This is a genomic window from Microvirga lotononidis (assembly GCF_034627025.1).
Classification (GTDB): Bacteria; Pseudomonadota; Alphaproteobacteria; order Rhizobiales; family Beijerinckiaceae; genus Microvirga; species Microvirga lotononidis.
On sequence record NZ_CP141048.1, the window covers coordinates 760,621 to 778,485 of the forward strand.

Here is a 17,865-nt window from a genome sequence, read left to right on the forward strand (position 1 = left end):
CAAGGCTTTGGAGAATCGTCAAAGGTGGGAGGCTGGACGAAGACCCGTTCGGTCTCGTTAGGGCTGCTTCCTTCCGGACCTGACCCGGTTGGCGAGTGAGACGTCCCTCGCCAACCTCCCACCGGCTATATGGGCGTATCGCTCGAGAAACGCAAGTTGGAAACGAACCGCCTTCACGGCCATCCCCGATCTCCACCGGGCTCTTCCAGTGACGGAGCGGAACACAGGCTGACACGAAGCCACGAGCTCGGTTACATAGCGCCATGACATTCAAGCTCGATTCCCGGCTCGAGGCCGACACGATCCCCGTCGGCGATCTCGCCCTCTCGTCCGTCCTGCTTCTGAACGACGCACGCTTCCCCTGGTTCGTGCTGGTGCCGCGCATCGCGGGAGCGAGCGAGTTCACCGACCTCTCGGAGGCCGATTACGTCCAGCTCGCTCAAGAGATCCGCATCGCCACCAAGGTGATGCTGGAGCTTTCCAGGCCCGACAAGGTGAATGTGGGGGCGCTGGGCAACATCGTGACGCAGCTTCATGTGCACGTGATCGGGCGCTTCCGCTCCGATCCGGCCTGGCCCGGCCCCGTCTGGGGGCACGGTACCCGCACGCCCTATCCCGACCACGCGGCGACGGCCCTGATCGAGCGCGCCGCAGCCCTTTTCGCAGCGGCCTGACCCATGACACGCCCCATCGCCTACATCTCGAATCCGCTCGTGCGCCACAGTGCCGAGCGGGACCCGGTGGCCCTGGCCAACGCGGCCCGGGATCCGCGCACCGCCATGGTGGTCCTCGCCGGGGACCTGCCCATCCTCCTGGCCGGCGAGCCGGGGACAAGCCTGCTCCCTGCCTCGATCCTCGACCGCCTCCCTGGGCATCAGGAGCAGGTCTTTCTCGGCATGCTCGGAGACCGCCCCGTGGTGGCGACCCTGGCGGCGCCGGAGACGGCGGAATCGTTCCAGGACGATGCGTCCCTCGCCGTCGTGGACCTGCGCTCCATCGCCGTGCGCGGACTCGTTCCGGCGGAGGAACTCGGGCTGCTCGCCATGGCGAAGTCCCTGCTCGACTGGCACCGGCGGCACCGCTTCTGCGCCAATTGCGGCGCGCCGACGCAGCTCGCGCAGGCGGGCTTCCGGCGCGACTGCAGTGCCTGCGGGGCGCAGCATTTCCCCCGCACCGATCCCGTGGTGATCATGCTGATCACGCGGGGCGACAAATGCCTCATGGGCCGCCAGCCGCGCTTCGCCGAAAAGATGTATTCCTGCCTCGCGGGCTTCCTGGAGCCGGGGGAGACCATTGAGGACGCGGTGCGCCGGGAGACCTTCGAGGAGGCCGGCATCCGGGTCGGCGCCGTGCGCTACATGACCTCCCAGCCCTGGCCCTTCCCGTCCAACGTCATGATCGGCTGCATCGGCGAGGCACTCACCGACGAGATCACGTTCGACGGCGAAGAGCTGGAGGATGCCCGCTGGTTCACGAAGGAGGATGTCCGGCGCATGCTGGAGGGCACCCACGAGCAATTCAACGCCCCCTCGCCGATCGCCATTGCCAACCACCTGATCCGGGAATGGGTGAAGGAATAGCCGAAACTTAGGGTGTCACGCCCGTACGTCTCGGCGACCGAACGGTCCTGCGGATCGGGTTTCTCTAGTAGGATGGGGCACCATTGTCGGCGGATCCGGGTCCCGGCTTCCGCCACGCGGCCTCCTGATGACACCCTCGACGTCATCACCGGCCTCGTGCCGGTGAGCCCGATGGATTGAAGCGCCGAACCTCACCGGATCGGGATTGCCGGCACTGCCCCCCGGATCAAGGCCGGGAGGCCATGACGTGGTGCGTGTCGCCGCGGCTTTGACCGATGGGCCGACGGCCCACACGGGGACGCTTCTTAAAGAACGCGATGGATCGCCCCGCCCCCCTGGAAGCTCCTTCGACACGGCCAGCCTGGATCGGGCTCGGATTCGGCTGTGGCCGAGCGGGCGTCCGGCTCTGCGCCCAATGCCTGGACGGATGCGATCAGGCTGTTTCAGATGCGCCATGCGCATTGCTGGACACGGCTGCAGGGGGTGCGACAGAATTGATCAGGAACTTTTTTCGCCCCAATTCAGGCGGGAAGTATCCATGGCAAAACAAGGTCTTAACTTTTTGTTAACGATTACATCGCGCCGGTGATACGGGCCCTAGCCCATCGGGGGTGCTTCTCAGGACCATACAGGTTTGATAGCTTGCCTATCCATTCAGAGGGGGTCTAAACCCCTTCAGAGATAGGGGCTCCTCCGATGAACATGGCATCGAAGCTCGACTGGGCATCAAAGCTCAACATCGCCGCTGTGTGCGTGTCGTTTTCCTACATTCTCGTCGTCGTCACGGGCCTCTTCTGACACCCGCCGCATCGGGTTCAGGCTCGCTTTCCCACATTTCCCAGCGACCGCTTCGACAGCGTTCTCATGTCTCAGGACAGGGAACCTCCGTGATGCTCCAGGACATCACGTTGATCTCCATCCGGCACTGCGCCAGCTTGGGACCTTCGGCCGTCCTGAGGCAGACACGCTCGCCGAGGGCGAACATTTTTCCCTGTGCCCGGCAATAGCACTCGAGAGGGTTGTGCGCGGGGGCCTGGGCCGTTTGGACGGCCGGCCTCTCTTGAGCCAAGACCGGAAATGCCGCGACGAGGCTGAGAAGGACAACGACGCTGCGCATGGGACGCCTCCGTATGTCGTTCACGGACGATGCTCGCGCCGTCGACACGTTGCGTCAAGTCTGGATCAGCGCCACCGCTCCAAGGCCCGGTCGTCGATCTCCTTGGCCTCGACCCAAGCGCCGATCGTCCCGTCCTTGAGGTGCTCGCGCTTCCAGAACGGCGCGTGGGTTTTCAGATAATCCATCAGGAACGAGGCGGCCTCGAAGGCCGCTTGGCGATGGGCGCTGGCAGCAAGCACGAGCACGATCTCCTCGCCCGGCCCGATCCTGCCGAAGCGGTGGATGATCGTGAGGCCGAGAATCGGCCAGCGGGTTTGCGCCACGCCGGCGATGCGGCCGATCTCGGCCTCGGCCATGCCGGGATAATGCTCGAGTTCGAGGGCCGCGAGCCGCCCGCCCTCGTCCCGGCACAGGCCCGTGAAGGCGACCACGGCGCCGATATCCGCCCTCCCCCCGGTCAGGACGGCCGTCTCGCCGGCGGTATCGAAGGGCTCTGCCTGGATGCGGACGGTGACGGTCATGGCGAACCGCTCCTGCGCAGGAGCTAGCCTCCCGTCATCGGGGGGAAGAAGGCGATTTCCTGCGCGCCCGTGATCCGGGCGTCGGGCTTCACGTGGACATGGTCGATGGCGGCGCGGACGATGCCCTCGTTCTCGAAGGCATATTCGTATTCCTCGCCCCGGCTCTTCAGCCAGCGCACCAGATCGGCCACCGTGTCGATGCCTTCCGGCAGCGCCACCTGCTCGTCGGTCTTGCCGACCCGTTCGCGCACCCAGGCGAAATAGACGAGCTTCATGGCCTAGCCCTCGTCCATGAGGTGGTGGATGCCGTTCTTGAAGTAGTCCCAGCCCGTGTAGATCGTCAGAATGGCGGCGATCCACAAAAGGATCGTGCCGATGAGGATGTTGTTGGGCAAAACCGTTTCGCCGGCCGGTCCCGCGATCAGGAAGCCCAGAGCCACGAGCTGGAGCGTCGTCTTCCATTTGGCCACCCGGCTGACGGGCACGCTCACCTTCAGCTCGGCCAGGAATTCCCGCAGGCCCGAAACCAGGATCTCGCGGCAGAGGATGACGATGGCGGCCCACAGCGCCCATCCCCGGATGGTGCCGTCGGCGACCAGCATGAGCAGGCTCGCCGCCACCAGAAGCTTGTCGGCGATGGGGTCCAGCATGCGCCCCAGGGCCGATTGCTGGGCGAAGGTGCGGGCCACATAGCCGTCGAGGTAATCGGTGATCGCCGCCAGGGCAAACACGAACAGGGCCAGCCAGCGGGACCAGTGGTCCTCGGGCCAGAACAGGAGAGCGACCACGGCCGGCACCGCGATGAGCCGACCGTAGGTCAGCATGTTCGCAAGGTTGAAAGCCTTCGAGCGGCCCAAGGAGGAAACGGTCTTCATGACACCCGCAGGAAGCATGAGGATGGCCGGTCCGTCAATTGGAGGGGCCGCCGTTGCGCACCGCCGCCTCTCCGGAAGCACGGCAATGTGAAAAGCGCCTGCCCGCTCCTGCCGATATCCATGTCTATCCCCGCTCGTGGAAGAAATCGTAGACGGCCCGGGCCGTTGCCGCATTGACGCCGGGCGCCTTCACCAGGTCCTCCAGGGCTGCCCGCTGGATGGCCTTGACGGTTCCGAAATGGTGCAGAAGCGCCCGTTTGCGAGTGGGGCCGATGCCGGGAATCTCGTCGAGCGGGTTCTTCACCAGTTCCCGCTTGCGCTTGGCCCGGTGCGCCCCGATGGCGAAGCGGTGGGCCTCGTCGCGCAGGCGCTGCACGAAATAGAGCGCGGGGTCCCGCGGCGGCATCTTGAAGGGCGGCTGGCCCGGCTTGAAGAAGGTCTCGCGCCCCGCATCCCGGTCGCGACCCTTGGCGATGCCGATCAGGGCCACGTCGTCCTCGCTGACGCCGACCTCGGCCAGGGCCTGCCTGGCCGCCTCCAGCTGCCCCTTGCCGCCGTCGATCAGGACCAGGTCGGGCCAGGCGGGAAAGGAATCGTCGGCCGGATGTCCCTCCGTCTCGGCGCCGCGCGGCTCCTCCTTCACCAGGCGGGCGAAACGGCGCTGCAGCATCTCGCGCATCATGCCGTAATCGTCGCCAGGCTTCAGGTCCTCGGACTTCATGTTGAAGGTGCGGTAATGCTGCTTCATGAAGCCGTTGGCACCGGCCACCACCATGGCGCCCACCGCATTGGTGCCCATGATGTGCGAGTTGTCGTAGACCTCGACGCGCCGCGGCGCCTTCGACAATCCAAAGGCCTGTCCCAAAGATACGAGAAGCTTCTGCTGCGAGGACGTGTCCGCAAGCCGCCGGCCGAGCGCCTCGCGGGCATTGCGCAGCACGTATTCGATGAGCTGACGCCGCTCGCCGCGCTGGGGCGCATGGATCTCGACCCGGTTCTCCGTCCGGGTGGACAGGGCTGCGGCCATGAGCTCGGCATCCTCGATCTCGTGGGAGAGCAGGATCAGCCGGGGCGCGGGCTTGTCGTCGTAGAACTGCGCCATGAACGAGCCGAGGACCTCCTCCCGGCTCATGGATTTGTCGGCCTTCGGGAAGTAGGCGCGATTGCCCCAGTTCTGCCAGTTCCGGAAGAAGAACACTTCCACGCAGAACTGCCCCGCCTGTTCGTCGACGGCGAAGACGTCCGCCTCCTCCACCGATTGCGTGTTGATGCCCTGCACGCCCTGGATGGCCGACAGGGCTGCCAGGCGATCGCGGCAGCGCGCGGCGCGCTCGAATTCCAGCTCCTCGGCGGCCTGCTGCATCTCGTCCGTGATGCGCTGCTTCACGGCGTTCGACTTGCCCGACAGGAAGCCGCGCGCCTCCGAAACCAGCTCGGCATATTCCTCCCGCGATATCTCGTTCGTGCACGGTCCCGAGCAGCGCTTGATTTGGTAGAGCAGGCAAGGCCGCGTGCGGTTCTCGTAATAGCTGTCGTTGCAGGAGCGCAGCAGGAACGCCCGCTGCAGGGCGTTGATGGTGCGGTTCACCGCCCAGACACTGGCGAAGGGGCCGTAATAATCCCCTTTGCGCTTCCTCGCGCCGCGATGCTTCACGAGCTGCGGCGCCTCGTGGTCGGCGGTGAGCAGGATGTAGGGCAGCGACTTGTCGTCCCGCAGGAGCACATTGTAGCGGGGCTTGAGCTGCTTGATGAGGTTGGCTTCGAGCAGAAGCGCCTCGGTCTCCGTCGCCGTGGTGACGAATTCCATCGAGGCGGTTTCGCCGATCATGCGGGCAATGCGGTTGGAATGCGCCTGCCCCCGCGCATAGGAGCCGACGCGGTTCTTCAGGCTCTTCGCCTTGCCCACATAGAGCACGTCGCCCTTGGCATCGAGCATGCGGTAGACGCCGGGCGCATTGGGAAGGGTGTTCCAGAAATGCCGAATGACCTCGGTGCCGCGCTGGACCGAGCCCGGATGGGCCTCCAGGTCGAACTCGACATCCGAGCCGCTCTCGACGGCAACGGCCTCGTCGTCTTCCTCGTTGTCCAGAATATCGGGTGGAACGTCGTTGGTGGTGTTGCGACTCATGGGGGAGATTTAGGGATTCCCGGCCTTTCAGGAAAGTCCCGTTCCACCTCCGCAACTCGATAGCCTCGAAGGGGCCTCGTCCTGCGGCAATGCCGCTCCCCTGCGGGCTGCCGCGCCAAGCGCCGCGCCGCCACGGACCATGACCGGCCCGGGCCGGCCCTGACATGGAGAGCGAGCGCTCAGACGATCGCGAAGTCGAGATGGCTCAGCTTGAGGTTCCTGGTGAGCTTGGCGATCTCGATGGCTGCCTTCGCGCCGGAGCCGTCCGCGTCGTAGGAGAGGATGCCGGTCTTCTTGTCGTAGACCACGTAATCGTCCTTGTCCCCGGCCTGCTTGCCGATCTTGAAGAACTTCTTGTTCAGCGCCGCGGGCGCCGTTTCCGAGCCCTTCTTGCCGAGCTTCTTGAAGATGGCATTGTCGAGCCAGATCTTGTCCTCGCCGGGCTTGAAGTCGGTGATCGTGTCGAAGTTCACCTTGCGGTCCGTCAGAGCCGTGCCGAGCTTGGCGTTGAAGACGAACACGTCGGCGCCGTCCAGGCCCGTGAGCTTGTCGTTGCCGTAGCCGCCATAGAACTTGTCGTCCCCGGCCCCGCCCGTGAGCGCATTCTTGCCCTTGGTGCCCACTCGGATGAAGCCGAAAGTGCTCGATGGGTCGGTCCCGGGAGGCGCCACGTAACCGGTGTCGAAGACTTGAAAATGGAATTGAATTCCCCTTTCGTAGTCGAGCCAGCTCACCAACAGACGCCCATCATTCAAGACGCCGAGCAGCCCGAACGACTGAAGCCCTTCCGCACTGGAATGCGCGAGCATGGGCGGCGTAACGGCGGCGCCTGTCGATGAGTAGGTTGCAACAGTGACGTTGAAGTCGTTCCCAACGAAGGTATCGGCGACAAGCGCGAAGCCTCCGTCCAGGAGCGCCCCAAGCTTGATGTTGCTCAGGTCCCCGCTTGCAACATGATCGAGGGTCACCTAGGTTCCGATCAATGTTCCCTGGGAGCTGACAACCTGTGCCTTGATCGCCTGGGATCCGTCAGCGTTTGCCACTCGCCATGCGACGACGAAATTCCCGTCTGTCAGCCCAACAACCTGTGCACCTGGATAAATATCGTTGCCCGGCAGCTTCTTGATGAGTGTCTCGGTCATCGTGCCATTGGGGTGACGGAGATACGCTTTGATCTCCGTTTCCGATCCCGATGCCGCCAAGCCTGTAACGACGGTAACATAGCCGCCTCCCCTCAGACCGGCGGGCGCATAGGTTTGCGCGGGAGAAATGGTGGCGACCGCTCCCGGGGTCCCACTTCGATCGAAGGCAATGCTCCTGGTGCCGCCATCGTCGTAGCTCAAAGCATAGCCGCCATTAGCAAGGGACGTGATCATCGGATCATGCGCGTTGCTTGAACCGACTTGAACGGGTGCTTTGTAGACAGACCCATCGGAATTGAAAATCCCCGTTTCCAGGACGGCGATGTCATCCGATGTCGAATTGTTGTCGGGTCCACGGATCAGGCGTTGCCAGGCGATTGCGAAGCGTCCATTGGCCAGGGGCGTGGCCACAGGACCGGCTATCTCCCCTGTCCCGATGGACTGAAGAACAAAGCTCGAGCCGACGGGGACTCCGGCAGGAGAGACGGCTTGGCCGATCAGTTCCTTGTCCCCGCCAAAGTTGGTTTGGACCCCAAGGAAGAGAACATTTCCATTCGTCAGGGTTGTCCCAAAGTAGAGCGAATTGGTGCCAACTTTCCATTCAGCACCGCTGCGGGTCAAAGACATCGTTCAATTCCAAGAGGCCACATGGAGCTTAGTTACTATATATTGTAATGTCAGTCTAGGATCCCGGATTCTCCACTCAGCCCTCTCGCTCCACAGCACCCGCGTAGACTATCCTCCGTACTCCAGCTAAACGGCTCAGCTCCCATTCCTGCGGAGAAGCCGGTCATGCGCCTGTCGATCGTCACGTCAGCCGTCGTCGCGGCCTTGGTCGGGTTCGGCAGCACCATTGCCATCATCATCGCGGCCGCCCAGGCGGTTGGAGCCGATGCGGCGCAGACCTCGTCCTGGGTGGCGGCCCTGTGCCTCTCCATGGCGGCGACGGCCGGATACTTAAGCGTCCGCTACCGGATGCCCGTCGTGACCGCCTGGTCGACGCCCGGCGCGGCCTTGATCGCGGCCTCCACCGGCATCTCCATCCACGCGGCGGTCGGGGCCTTCCTCCTGGCGGGCAGTCTCATCGTGCTGGCGGGCTTCATCAGGCCCTTCGGACGGATGATCGAACGGATTCCCACCTCCATTGCCGCCGCGATGCTGGCGGGCGTCCTGCTGCAGTTCGTCGTCGGGGTCTTCCAGAGCGCTCAAGGCGCGCCCGGCCTCGTCCTGCCCCTCGCCGGCATCTTTCTCGTGGTTCGCCTGTTCAATCCGGCCCTTGCCGTGCTGGCGGTGCTCTTCGTCGGCCTCGGCATCGCCTTCGGTGGCGGCATGGCCCGGCCGGTCACGTCAGACCTCGCCCTGTCCACCCTCACCTTCATCGCCCCCGCCTGGGACCTCACGGCCCTCATCGGCCTCGGGCTGCCGCTGTTCCTGGTGACGATGGCCTCGCAGAATCTCCCGGGCTTCGCGGTGCTGAAGGCGTCGGGCTACGAGCCGCCCTCCAGCCCGATTCTCGCCGTGACCGGTCTCGCCTCGATCGTGACGGCCTTCTTCGGCGCCCATACCAGCAACCTCGCGGCGATTTCGGCCGCGATCTGCACCGGCCCCGACACCCATCCCGACCCGGCGAAGCGCTGGATGGTCGGCCCGTTCTATGCTCTGAGTTACCTCGTCTTCGCCGCCTTCAGCGCCGCGCTCATCGGCGTGATCGCCGCGCTCCCCCCGGAACTGATCAAGACGGTTGCGGGCTTGGCCCTCATGGGAGCTTTCATGGGTGCCCTGACCTCTGCCCTCTCGGAGGCATCCCAGCGGTTCCCGGCCATCGTCACCCTCGTGGTCACGGCCTCCGGCCTCACCCTCTTTGGCATCGGCTCGGCCTTCTGGGGCCTCGTGGCCGGTCTCGCGACGCTCGGGCTCGATTTCGTGGCCCTCGCCTTGCGCAAGCGCGGCTGATCTGGACGGCGGCCTCCGTTAAGCTTAAGACTTCGTTACGAAGAACAAGAACGGGGACTCTCATGGCGGGGATGAAGCGTGCGGGGCTGTTGGCCGCCCTGGTCCTGACGGCGGCTCTGGGAGCCTGCCAGGGACCGCTCGGCGAGTCGCCGGAAGGCGTTCCCGTGGCCCTGGAGAGCATCGACGGAGCCCCGGCCCCCATCCGCACCGCCCTCGTCGACGAACTCACCAATGCCGCCACCGACCGCAAGGTCGATCTCGTGGGCGCCAGCGCCCAGGCGCGCTACCGGGTTCGCGGCTATCTCTCGAGCTCAACCGAGGATGGGGAGACCAAGGTGGCCTATGTCTGGGACGTGTTCGATTCCCAGAAGCGCCGGGCCAAGCGCCTGGCCGGATCGAGCCCTGTCCCGGCATCGTCGATCTCGACACTCGACAAGGCGGCACTCGCCAAGCTGGCGCAGGCCAGCATGGACGAAATCGCCGAGTTCCTGACCGCCTCGAAATCGGAAACAGCCTCCGAAACCCCGGCCGCCCCCGAAACAGCCATTCAAACGGCGGCGGGCCCAAGCGACGATTCCGTTGTTGCAATGCAATAAGCGCATGGCAGCGAGCCAAACTTGCAGCGGATTGGAAGCCTTCCATGTATTGTGACGGCTCCTTATCGCTGCTAAGAGCCTTGCGCCCAGCCGTGCAGGGATTATGGCGTTGCGCAGCGGGTGTTATCGGTCACTCGAAGCCAAAGTTGCTTGCATGAAGCTCGTTGCGGGAAATTCCAATCGTCCGCTGGCGGAGGCCATCTCCGCCTATCTCAATGTCCCGTTGGCCAAGGCCCAGGTCAAGCGCTTCGCGGACATGGAAGTCTTCGTCGAGATTCAGGAGAATGTGCGCGGCGAGGACGTGTTCATCATCCAGTCGACCTCGTTCCCCACGAACGACCACCTAATGGAACTCCTCATCATCACGGATGCGCTTCGCCGCTCTTCGGCAAAGCGCATCACGGCTGTGATTCCCTATTTTGGTTACGCCCGGCAAGACCGGCGCATGTCGGGCCGCACGCCGATCTCGGCCAAGCTGGTCTCCAACCTCATCACGCATGCGGGTGTCGACCGTGTGCTGACGCTGGATCTCCATGCCGGCCAGATCCAGGGTTTCTTCGACATCCCGACCGACAATCTGTTCTCGGCCCCGGCGCTCGCACGCGATATCAAGGATCACCTCGAAGGCGGCAACCGCATGGTGGTCTCGCCCGACGTGGGTGGTGTGGTGCGCGCTCGCGCGCTCGCCAAGCGCATCGACGCCCAGCTCGCCATCGTGGACAAGCGCCGCGAGCGCCCCGGTGAGTCCGAAGTCATGAACATCATCGGCGACGTGTCCGGCCGCTCCTGCATCCTCGTCGACGACATCGTCGATTCCGGCGGCACCCTGGTGAACGCCGCCGACGCCCTCCTGGCCAACGGCGCCAAGGAGGTCTACGCCTACATCACCCACGGCGTGCTCTCCGGCGGCGCGGTGGCCCGCATCGCAAGCTCCCGCCTGAAGGAGCTCGTGATCACCGATTCCATCATGCCGACCGAAGCCGTGAAGGTGGCCCACAACATCCGGGTCATCTCCATCGCGTCCCTCATGGGCGAGGCCATCGGCCGCACGGCGACGGAAAGCTCGGTGTCGAGCCTGTTCGACTGAGCGGGAACGCGCCATCAGTCTTCCCTTGCCTGGCGCGTCGGGAAATCCCTCCACGTCATCACCGGCCTTGTGCCGGTGATCCCGATCTGGATGCCGCGGCGCTTTAGGCAGGCGGGATGGTCGGGACTGATCCCCGGATCAAGTCCGGCGACGGCCAGGACGTGGCGTGTGGGACATCCCGACCATGAGGGTCCGTCCTCGAGGCTTCCTTGCATTCCAGGGCGCTTTCCCCTATAAGCCGCCTCGCGCCCGCTCGACACCCTTGGAGGCACGGGCGCGGACCTCATGGCCGCCGGCTGGTTCTTTAAAAGAGCCCGGGCGGCCATCGGTTTTTAACTCCCATTTTAAGGACCACGACCATGAGCGAAATTAAGCAAATCAAGGCCGTGGCGCGCGACCGGAGCGGCAAGGGGGCCGCCCGGGCCGTTCGTCGCCAAGGCCAAGTTCCCGCCGTCATCTACGGAGCCGGCCAAGCCGCCCAGGCGATCGCCCTCGACTTCAACCAGACCAAGCAGCTGATCTTCGCCGGTCACTTCCTGACCACGATCTTCGAGATCGACGTGAACGGCCAGACGGTCCGCGCCATTCCGCGCGACTACCAGCTCGACCCGGTGCGCGACTTCCCGATCCACGTCGACTTCCTGCGCGTTTCCGCCGGCCAGACGATCAAGGTCGTGGTTCCGGTGCACGTGGTCGGCCAGGAGAAGAGCCCCGGCGTGAAGCGCGGCGGCACGCTCCAGGTCGTGGAGCACACGGTGGAACTCGCGGTGTCCCCCGACGCGATTCCGGACTACATCGAGGCTTCGGTCGAAGGTCTGGACATCGGCTCCTCGGTTCACCTTGAAGACATCAAGCTGCCGAATGGCGCCAAGGCGACCTCCACCGAGAACCTCACCCTCGTCACCGTCGTGGCCCCGACCGGCCTGAAGGAAGAGGAAGCGGCTCCGGCGGCTGCCGAAGGCACCCCGGCGGCCTAAAGGCCTCATCGGGCGTTTCAAGCCCATCGACCGGCTTCGACGCTCCGACCGCAAGGCCGGAGCGTTTCTTATGAGCAGGACCAAGCGATGCGCCTCTTCGTCGGCCTCGGCAATCCCGGATCGCGCTACGCCAGAAACCGCCACAACATCGGTTTCATGGCCGTGGACGAGATTGCGCGCGTGCACAACGCGGGCCCTTGGCGCAAGCGCTTCCAGGCGGAGACGGCCGACGCGGTGATCGGGGCTGAGAAGGTCCTGCTGATCAAGCCGCAGACCTACATGAACCTGTCTGGCCAGGCGGTGGGAGAGGCGCAGAACTTCTTCAAGATTCCCCTGCACGACGTGACGGTCTTCTACGACGAACTCGACCTTCCCCCGGCCAAGCTGCGCGTCAAGATCGGCGGCGGCAATGCCGGCCATAACGGCCTGCGCTCGATCTCGGCTCATTGCGGCAACGATTATCGCCGCGTGCGCCTCGGCATCGGCCATCCGGGCCACAAGGCGCTCGTGCAGAACCATGTGCTGGGCGATTTCGGGAAGAGCGAAGAGGCCTGGGTCGACGACCTGTGCCGGATCATCGCGGACAACGCCGCCCTCCTCGCCAAGGGAGAGGACGGAAGTTTCCAGAACAAGGTCCACCTCGCCATGGAGGCGAGAGGCTGGACCGACGTAAAGCGGCCGGGCGAAAAGGCCGCCGAGAAATAGAGCATCGAGCGCAAAAACGGGAACCGGTTCTGCGCGGGCAGATGTGAAAGAACAAACGATGAGAGCGTGGGGCGTGAGTTCGATTTCACGTCCGATGCTCCAGACATTCACGCCGGCGGAGGCCGGCCATGACAAGGAGCGAGGCCATGGGCTTCAAGATGGGCATCGTCGGCCTGCCGAATGTCGGCAAGTCCACCCTCTTCAACGCGCTGACGCAGACCGCCGCCGCGCAGGCTGCCAATTATCCGTTCTGCACCATCGAGCCCAATGTGGGCGACGTGGCCGTGCCGGATGAGCGGCTCGACCAGCTCGCAGCCATCGCGAGCTCGGCGCAGATCATCCCGACCCGCCTCACCTTCGTGGACATCGCGGGTCTCGTGCGCGGCGCGTCCCGCGGCGAAGGTCTCGGCAACCAGTTCCTCGCGAATATCCGTGAGGTCGATGCCATCGCCCATGTGGTGCGCTGCTTCGAGGACACGGACATCACGCACGTCGAAGGCAAGATCGATCCCATTGCCGATATCGAGACCATCGAGACCGAGCTGATGCTGGCCGACCTGGACAGCCTCGAGAAGCGCGTCACCGCGCTCGAGAAGAAGGCCAAGGGCAACGACAAGGAAGCCAAGGAAACCCTCGACCTCGTCAACCGCACCCTGCCCCTTCTGCGCGACGGCAAGCCCGCTCGCATGGTGGAGCGGAAGGTCGAGGAAGAGCGCCTGTTCCAGATGCTGGGCCTTCTCTCCTCCAAGCCCGTTCTGTACGTCTGCAACGTCGAGGAGGCCTCCGCCGACAAGGGCAACGCGTTCTCGGCGCGCGTGTTCGAGCGGGCCAAGGAAGAAGGCGCAAAGGCCGTGGTCGTCTCCGCCAAGATCGAGAGCGAGATCGCCGTTCTGCCGCCCGACGAGCAGAAGGAATATCTCGAAGCCGTGGGCCTCGAGGAGCCCGGCCTCAACCGCGTGATCCGCGCCGGCTACGAACTCCTCGGCCTCATCACCTACTTCACCGTCGGTCCCAAGGAAGCCCGCGCCTGGACGATCACCAAGGGCACCAAGGCTCCTGCCGCGGCCGGCGTGATCCACACGGATTTCGAGAAGGGCTTCATCCGCGCCGAGACCATCGCCTATGTGGACTACACCACGCTCAAGGGCGAAGCGGGCGCGCGCGATGCCGGCAAGCTGCGGCTGGAAGGCAAGGAATACACCGTGCAGGACGGCGACGTGATGCACTTCCGGTTCAATACCTAAGGCACCGGACGTTTCTCCACGTCATGGCCGGCCTTGTGTCGGCCATACCGATAATTTTAAGCGCTGTGCTTTTCCAATCGAGATCACCGGCACAAGGCCGGTGATGACAGGAAGGGTGAACAAGCCCCTTCAGCAACCTGTCAATTTCCTGAACGCGCGCTTTTTCGTCCGTTCAGGGCCGCCATGCGACAAGGCCTGCATCAAGGATGTGATCCATGCAGGCTTTATTCGACACCTTCGTCTCTCCCGGGCTCGGCCAAGCCGAATTCTTCGTCGGCGTTCTCATGGCCTGCGGTTTTCTCATGATCGGCATCTCGGCCCTGCTTCCCAAGCAAGGCCCCGACAAGCTCGAATGGTGGGAGAGATAGGTCCCTTAGGGCAGCCGCAGGGCCTTCGGTCCGATCCCGAGGCCGATCTGCAGGCTCTCCGCGATGCGCCGCGCCCGGTCGACGAAGAAATCCGCCACATCCGGCTCGCAGAGCTCGTGGGCCGTCGCCTCGAACAGGGACAGCCAGCGGGTGAACAGCTCCGGCGTGAGCTGAAGGCCGAAATGCGCCGCCTGGGGCTTGCCCTGGTAGCGGCCGGTCCTGAGCGCGATCGACGACCAGAAATCCACCATCAGCGCCAGATGCCGGCTCCAGCGGCCGGAGAGCGCCTTGTGGAAGATGGGGCCGAGTTCCGGATCGCGGATCACCCGGTCGTAGAAGGTCTCCACAAGCTCGCGGATCAGCTCCTCCGAGACGCCCTCGGCCGGGCTGATGATCGGAATGCTGCGGCCTGTGGCGGCTGAATGGGCCAATGTGCCTTTCTCCTGCTCGATCTCACCGGAGATGATCGCATCCCCGGCTCGGGTCAACCCGCCCACAAAGGACGAATTGTCCCTTCCGCCATGATCCAGATCAATCCGGATCGTTCCGGAATCTTGAGCGTTGAAGCTTCGTCATCTTCAATGCGTCGCCATGCAGCTTCATCACCGCCACGACTGGAACCTTACCCCCTCCGAGGCCATCGCCCTCCAGCAGCAGCTGAGAACCGAGGTCGTGTCCGACCGGCCCATCGATCTCGATGCGGTCAGGCTCGTGGCCGGCGTCGACGTGAGCGTGAAGAACGAGCAGTCGCAGGCGGCCATCGTGGTGGTCACCTATCCGGGATTCCTGCCGGTCGAGACCGTCCTGGCGCAGCGCCCGACGCCCTTTCCCTATGTGCCGGGCCTCCTGAGCTTCCGCGAAGGGCCGGTCCTCGAAGAAGCCTTCGAGAAACTGAGGTCCGAGCCAGACGTCTTCCTCTTCGACGGCATGGGCATCGCCCATCCCCGCCGCATCGGCATCGCCAGCCACATGGGCCTGTGGCTGCAGCGCCCCACCATCGGCTGCGGCAAGACGCTCCTGTGCGGACGCTACAAGGACCTGGGCGAGGAGAAGGGCTCCGCCGCCCCCCTGATCGACCGCAGGGAGACCATCGGCGTGGCTTTGCGCACCCGCACGGCCAAGAACCCCATGTTCATCTCTCCCGGGCACTTGGCCGATATTCCCACGGCGGCGGAACTCGTCCTGCGCTGTTCTCCAAAGTATCGCTTGCCCGAACCAATCCGCCTGGCGCACAACGCGGCTGGACAATTCAGTCCCCTTCCGGCCTGACCCTGAGGCGATACGCTCAACCCGCATCGATCGAGACCATGCCCCGTTACGCTTTCGAAGATTTCACGCCCGGCGCCACCCGGATGCTCGGCCCTACCATCGTCACCAAGGAGGCGCTGCTCGCCTTCGCGCGGGAATACGACGCGCAGCCCTTCCACGTGGACGAGGTCGCGGCCAAGGACAGCTTCATTGGCACGCTCATCGCCTCGGGCTGGCATACCTGCAGCATCAATATGCGCCTTCTGGCCGACGAGGTGATTCTCGATTCCACGTCCCTGGGCTCTCCGGGGATCGAGGAGGTGAAGTGGCTGAAGCCCGTCAGGCCGGGGGATGCCCTGCGCTCGCGCATGACGATCCTCGAGAGCCGCCCGTCGGCGAGCCGTCCCTCCCTCGGTCTCGTGCGCTTCCAGTTCGAGATGCTGAACCAGGAGGACGAGACCGTCTTCGCGCAGAAAAACTGGATCATGTTCGGCCGCCGCGACGCGGAACCCGTCAGGGGAGCGGGCCGAGGCGTCCTGTCCGCGGCCGCCGCCGCTATGCCGGACCAAGCGCCGGAGCGGGAGCTGCCGCATATCTCCTCCAACCCGTTCTTCGAGGATCTCGTGATCGGCGAGACGGAGGAGCTCGGCTCCCACACCTTCACGCCCGACGACATCGTCGGCTTTGCCCGGCAATTCGACCCGCAGCGCTTCCACGTGGACGCAGAGGCCGCGAAGGACAGCCTGTTCGGAGGGCTTTGCGCCTCGGGCTGGCATACGGCGAGCGTCTGGATGAAGCAGATGGTCGGCTACCGCGACCGCATCCGCGCCTATGCGCTGGCCCATGGGGGCCGGCCCGCGCGGCTCGGGCCCTCCCCGGGCTTCTCCAACCTGAAATGGCTCAAGCCCGTCTATGCGGGGGACACGATCACCTACCGCACGACCGTGTCCTCCAAGCGCGCCTCGGCCTCGCGGCCCGGCTGGGGGCTGGTGTTCCACCACAACACCGGCACGAACCAGCACGGCGAAGAGGTGTTCGCCTTCGACGGCATGGTGTTCTGGGAAAGGCGGGCTTAACCCGCCTTCGAAGCCTCCGCCCTTGCGCGCGTCTCCTCGTCCAGGACCGTCCGGATCCCGGCGAGAACGGGATGGGCCGACGTCTGCTTTCGCCCGTAGCCGAGGTTGAACGCGTAGTCGAAATCCGCTGGATTCCGACCCTGGTTGTGCTGGAGGATAGTCTCCAGCTTGTCGAGGCCCTTGGCCAGTACCGCCTCAGGCGACGAGGCCGCCTCGTATTCCTCCCACAGGGCCAGGATCTCGTCGCGCTTGTCGGGGTGGAGCGCCCGGGTCAGGATCTGCAGGTCGGCCCTCTCCTGGGCGGACTTGTCCATCCCCTCCGTCTGCAGGATGGCCGGAATGTCGCCGCTCAGGGCCTCGCCGAGATCGTGGACGATGCAGAGCTTGATCAGGTGCAGGAGATCGACGCCCTCGAACTCGTCCGAGAGCACGAGCGCCATGAGGCACAGGCGCCACGTGTGCTCGGCCGTGCTCTCCTGACGCCCAGTCGAGGTGAAGCCGCTGCGCAGAGTGCCCTTGAGCCTCTCTGCCTCGCGCAGGAATTCCAGCGCTCCCAGAAGGCGGTCACCTGTCATCGGCGCCCCCTCAATGTCCTTCGAAGCTCACGAGGCTGCGCACTTCGACGCCGAGGTCGCGCAGCTTCTTCGCGCCGCCGAGATCGGGAAGGTCGATGATGAAGCAGGCCGCCACGATGTTGGCGCCCATCTGGCGCAGGAGCTGGGTCGCGGCGACGGCCGTGCCGCCTGTGGCGATGAGGTCGTCCACGAGGATCACCCGCTCGCCCTGGCCGATGGCATCGGTGTGGATCTCCATCTCGTCGACTCCGTATTCGAGCGAATAGGCGATCCGCACCGTCTCATGGGGCAGCTTGCCCTTCTTGCGGATCGGCACGAAGCCCGAGGAGAGCTGGTGCGCGATGGCGCCGCCGAGGATGAAGCCCCGCGCCTCGATTCCCGCCACCTTGTCGACGCGCCCGCCCGCGAAGGGATGGACGAGCTCGTCCACCGCCCGGCGGAAGGCCCGGGCATCGCCCAACAAGGTCGTGATGTCCCGGAAGACGACGCCGGGCTTCGGATAATCCGGGATCGACCGGATTGCGGCCTTCAGGTCGGTGATGAGACGCTGGTCCATGTTTGAGCCTGTCATAGGTAGAATTGTTGAGGTTATCCGAGGAGCCGTGCCATGGCCGAACAACCCTCCTGAACCGTTCTGACCGATATCGATATTCCCTTTGGAAGCCTTGTTCTC

21 protein-coding genes and 1 other RNA gene are annotated in these 17,865 nt (G+C 64.7%); 11 read left to right on the forward strand and 11 right to left on the reverse strand.

Translation table 11 applies throughout. The features are described 5' to 3' along the window. Positions 1 to 23: 23 nt before the first annotated feature. An RNA gene (gene ffs / locus U0023_RS03515) (signal recognition particle sRNA small type) lies at positions 24 to 120 on the reverse strand. A gap of 143 nt (positions 121 to 263) precedes the next feature. On the opposite strand from ffs, the gene U0023_RS03520 reads away from it, so the two are divergent. Together U0023_RS03520 and nudC are read left to right on the forward strand one after the other, a co-directional pair. Further along, on the forward strand, positions 264 to 674 hold the full coding sequence (locus U0023_RS03520; RefSeq protein WP_009763727.1) for an HIT domain-containing protein: 411 nt from the start codon (positions 264 to 266) through the stop codon (positions 672 to 674). A 3-nt stretch (positions 675 to 677) separates the two neighbouring features. Then, complete coding sequence (gene nudC / locus U0023_RS03525; protein WP_009763726.1) at positions 678 to 1,580, forward strand: NAD(+) diphosphatase; 903 nt, start codon at positions 678 to 680, stop codon at positions 1,578 to 1,580. An 862-nt stretch (positions 1,581 to 2,442) separates the two neighbouring features. Here nudC and U0023_RS03530 read toward each other — a convergent pair. The 7 genes from U0023_RS03530 to U0023_RS03560 form a co-directional block, all read right to left on the reverse strand. Beyond that, positions 2,443 to 2,697: a hypothetical protein gene (locus U0023_RS03530; RefSeq protein ID WP_009763724.1), complete on the reverse strand. Its 255-nt coding sequence runs from the start codon at positions 2,695 to 2,697 to the stop codon at positions 2,443 to 2,445. 65 nt (positions 2,698 to 2,762) lie between these two features. Then, positions 2,763 to 3,218 carry a molybdenum cofactor biosynthesis protein MoaE gene (locus U0023_RS03535; RefSeq protein WP_009763723.1) on the reverse strand — a complete coding sequence of 152 codons (456 nt, stop codon included), beginning with the start codon at positions 3,216 to 3,218 and terminating at the stop codon, positions 2,763 to 2,765. 23 nt (positions 3,219 to 3,241) lie between these two features. Continuing rightward, complete coding sequence (gene moaD, locus U0023_RS03540) at positions 3,242 to 3,493, reverse strand: molybdopterin converting factor subunit 1 (protein ID WP_009763722.1); 252 nt, start codon at positions 3,491 to 3,493, stop codon at positions 3,242 to 3,244. A 3-nt stretch (positions 3,494 to 3,496) separates the two neighbouring features. Next, positions 3,497 to 4,093 (reverse strand): CDP-diacylglycerol--glycerol-3-phosphate 3-phosphatidyltransferase, encoded by a 597-nt coding sequence (gene pgsA, locus U0023_RS03545; RefSeq protein ID WP_040639055.1) that lies wholly within the window; start codon positions 4,091 to 4,093, stop codon positions 3,497 to 3,499. A gap of 124 nt (positions 4,094 to 4,217) precedes the next feature. Further along, on the reverse strand, positions 4,218 to 6,221 hold the full coding sequence (uvrC, locus tag U0023_RS03550) for an excinuclease ABC subunit UvrC (protein ID WP_009763720.1): 2,004 nt from the start codon (positions 6,219 to 6,221) through the stop codon (positions 4,218 to 4,220). Between the two features lie 179 nt (positions 6,222 to 6,400). Then, complete coding sequence (locus tag U0023_RS03555) at positions 6,401 to 7,189, reverse strand: M10 family metallopeptidase C-terminal domain-containing protein (protein WP_009763719.1); 789 nt, start codon at positions 7,187 to 7,189, stop codon at positions 6,401 to 6,403. Further along, positions 7,190 to 7,990 carry a hypothetical protein gene (locus U0023_RS03560; protein WP_009763718.1) on the reverse strand — a complete coding sequence of 267 codons (801 nt, stop codon included), beginning with the start codon at positions 7,988 to 7,990 and terminating at the stop codon, positions 7,190 to 7,192. Between the two features lie 165 nt (positions 7,991 to 8,155). On the opposite strand from U0023_RS03560, the gene U0023_RS03565 reads away from it, so the two are divergent. The 7 genes from U0023_RS03565 (at position 8,156) to U0023_RS03595 (ending at position 14,293) form a co-directional block, all read left to right on the forward strand. Next, positions 8,156 to 9,316, forward strand: coding sequence for a benzoate/H(+) symporter BenE family transporter (locus U0023_RS03565; RefSeq protein ID WP_009763717.1), 1,161 nt, complete (start codon positions 8,156 to 8,158; stop codon positions 9,314 to 9,316). 62 nt (positions 9,317 to 9,378) lie between these two features. After that, entirely contained in the window at positions 9,379 to 9,912 is a 534-nt protein-coding gene (locus U0023_RS03570; RefSeq protein ID WP_009763716.1) for a hypothetical protein, read from the forward strand. A 154-nt stretch (positions 9,913 to 10,066) separates the two neighbouring features. Further along, entirely contained in the window at positions 10,067 to 10,999 is a 933-nt protein-coding gene (locus tag U0023_RS03575; RefSeq protein WP_009763715.1) for a ribose-phosphate pyrophosphokinase, read from the forward strand. Positions 11,000 to 11,358: 359 nt separating this feature from the next. Continuing rightward, the gene (locus U0023_RS03580; protein WP_009763713.1) at positions 11,359 to 11,976 is read left to right on the forward strand and encodes a 50S ribosomal protein L25/general stress protein Ctc; all 618 of its coding nucleotides are present in this window, start codon (positions 11,359 to 11,361) and stop codon (positions 11,974 to 11,976) included. 87 nt (positions 11,977 to 12,063) lie between these two features. After that, complete coding sequence (gene pth / locus U0023_RS03585; protein ID WP_009763712.1) at positions 12,064 to 12,681, forward strand: aminoacyl-tRNA hydrolase; 618 nt, start codon at positions 12,064 to 12,066, stop codon at positions 12,679 to 12,681. A 146-nt stretch (positions 12,682 to 12,827) separates the two neighbouring features. Beyond that, the gene (gene ychF, locus U0023_RS03590) at positions 12,828 to 13,925 is read left to right on the forward strand and encodes a redox-regulated ATPase YchF (RefSeq protein WP_040638717.1); all 1,098 of its coding nucleotides are present in this window, start codon (positions 12,828 to 12,830) and stop codon (positions 13,923 to 13,925) included. Between the two features lie 215 nt (positions 13,926 to 14,140). Then, positions 14,141 to 14,293 (forward strand): hypothetical protein, encoded by a 153-nt coding sequence (locus U0023_RS03595; RefSeq protein ID WP_009763710.1) that lies wholly within the window; start codon positions 14,141 to 14,143, stop codon positions 14,291 to 14,293. 5 nt (positions 14,294 to 14,298) lie between these two features. Here U0023_RS03595 and U0023_RS03600 read toward each other — a convergent pair whose 3' ends face one another. Then, positions 14,299 to 14,781, reverse strand: coding sequence for a group III truncated hemoglobin (locus U0023_RS03600; protein ID WP_245272991.1), 483 nt, complete (start codon positions 14,779 to 14,781; stop codon positions 14,299 to 14,301). Between the two features lie 103 nt (positions 14,782 to 14,884). Here U0023_RS03600 and nfi point away from each other — a divergent pair, with 103 nt between their 5' ends. Both nfi and U0023_RS03610 read left to right on the forward strand, forming a co-directional pair. After that, positions 14,885 to 15,562, forward strand: coding sequence for a deoxyribonuclease V (nfi, locus tag U0023_RS03605; RefSeq protein WP_009763708.1), 678 nt, complete (start codon positions 14,885 to 14,887; stop codon positions 15,560 to 15,562). A 38-nt stretch (positions 15,563 to 15,600) separates the two neighbouring features. Then, positions 15,601 to 16,617: a MaoC family dehydratase gene (locus U0023_RS03610; protein ID WP_009763707.1), complete on the forward strand. Its 1,017-nt coding sequence runs from the start codon at positions 15,601 to 15,603 to the stop codon at positions 16,615 to 16,617. On the opposite strand, the gene U0023_RS03615 is transcribed toward U0023_RS03610, so the two are convergent. Both U0023_RS03615 and U0023_RS03620 read right to left on the reverse strand, forming a co-directional pair. Further along, positions 16,614 to 17,192, reverse strand: a complete 579-nt coding sequence (locus tag U0023_RS03615; RefSeq protein ID WP_009763706.1) for an HD domain-containing protein — start codon at positions 17,190 to 17,192, stop codon at positions 16,614 to 16,616. The genes U0023_RS03610 and U0023_RS03615 overlap by 4 nt on opposite strands. Positions 17,193 to 17,202: 10 nt before the next feature. Next, on the reverse strand, positions 17,203 to 17,748 hold the full coding sequence (locus U0023_RS03620) for an adenine phosphoribosyltransferase (RefSeq protein WP_009763705.1): 546 nt from the start codon (positions 17,746 to 17,748) through the stop codon (positions 17,203 to 17,205). Between the last annotated feature and the right edge of the window lie 117 nt (positions 17,749 to 17,865).

Coding starts and splice junctions, on each gene's coding strand:
- U0023_RS03520 (WP_009763727.1), top strand. CDS start 264: ATGACATTCAAGCTCGATTCCCGGCTCGAGGCCGACACGATCCCCGTC.
- nudC (WP_009763726.1), top strand. CDS start 678: ATGACACGCCCCATCGCCTACATCTCGAATCCGCTCGTGCGCCACAGT.
- U0023_RS03530 (WP_009763724.1), bottom strand. CDS start 2,697: ATGCGCAGCGTCGTTGTCCTTCTCAGCCTCGTCGCGGCATTTCCGGTC.
- U0023_RS03535 (WP_009763723.1), bottom strand. CDS start 3,218: ATGACCGTCACCGTCCGCATCCAGGCAGAGCCCTTCGATACCGCCGGC.
- moaD (WP_009763722.1), bottom strand. CDS start 3,493: ATGAAGCTCGTCTATTTCGCCTGGGTGCGCGAACGGGTCGGCAAGACC.
- pgsA (WP_040639055.1), bottom strand. CDS start 4,093: ATGAAGACCGTTTCCTCCTTGGGCCGCTCGAAGGCTTTCAACCTTGCG.
- uvrC (WP_009763720.1), bottom strand. CDS start 6,221: ATGAGTCGCAACACCACCAACGACGTTCCACCCGATATTCTGGACAAC.
- U0023_RS03560 (WP_009763718.1), bottom strand. CDS start 7,990: ATGTCTTTGACCCGCAGCGGTGCTGAATGGAAAGTTGGCACCAATTCG.
- U0023_RS03565 (WP_009763717.1), top strand. CDS start 8,156: ATGCGCCTGTCGATCGTCACGTCAGCCGTCGTCGCGGCCTTGGTCGGG.
- U0023_RS03570 (WP_009763716.1), top strand. CDS start 9,379: ATGGCGGGGATGAAGCGTGCGGGGCTGTTGGCCGCCCTGGTCCTGACG.
- U0023_RS03575 (WP_009763715.1), top strand. CDS start 10,067: ATGAAGCTCGTTGCGGGAAATTCCAATCGTCCGCTGGCGGAGGCCATC.
- U0023_RS03580 (WP_009763713.1), top strand. CDS start 11,359: ATGAGCGAAATTAAGCAAATCAAGGCCGTGGCGCGCGACCGGAGCGGC.
- pth (WP_009763712.1), top strand. CDS start 12,064: ATGCGCCTCTTCGTCGGCCTCGGCAATCCCGGATCGCGCTACGCCAGA.
- ychF (WP_040638717.1), top strand. CDS start 12,828: ATGGGCTTCAAGATGGGCATCGTCGGCCTGCCGAATGTCGGCAAGTCC.
- U0023_RS03595 (WP_009763710.1), top strand. CDS start 14,141: ATGCAGGCTTTATTCGACACCTTCGTCTCTCCCGGGCTCGGCCAAGCC.
- nfi (WP_009763708.1), top strand. CDS start 14,885: ATGCAGCTTCATCACCGCCACGACTGGAACCTTACCCCCTCCGAGGCC.
- U0023_RS03610 (WP_009763707.1), top strand. CDS start 15,601: ATGCCCCGTTACGCTTTCGAAGATTTCACGCCCGGCGCCACCCGGATG.
- U0023_RS03615 (WP_009763706.1), bottom strand. CDS start 17,192: ATGACAGGTGACCGCCTTCTGGGAGCGCTGGAATTCCTGCGCGAGGCA.
- U0023_RS03620 (WP_009763705.1), bottom strand. CDS start 17,748: ATGGACCAGCGTCTCATCACCGACCTGAAGGCCGCAATCCGGTCGATC.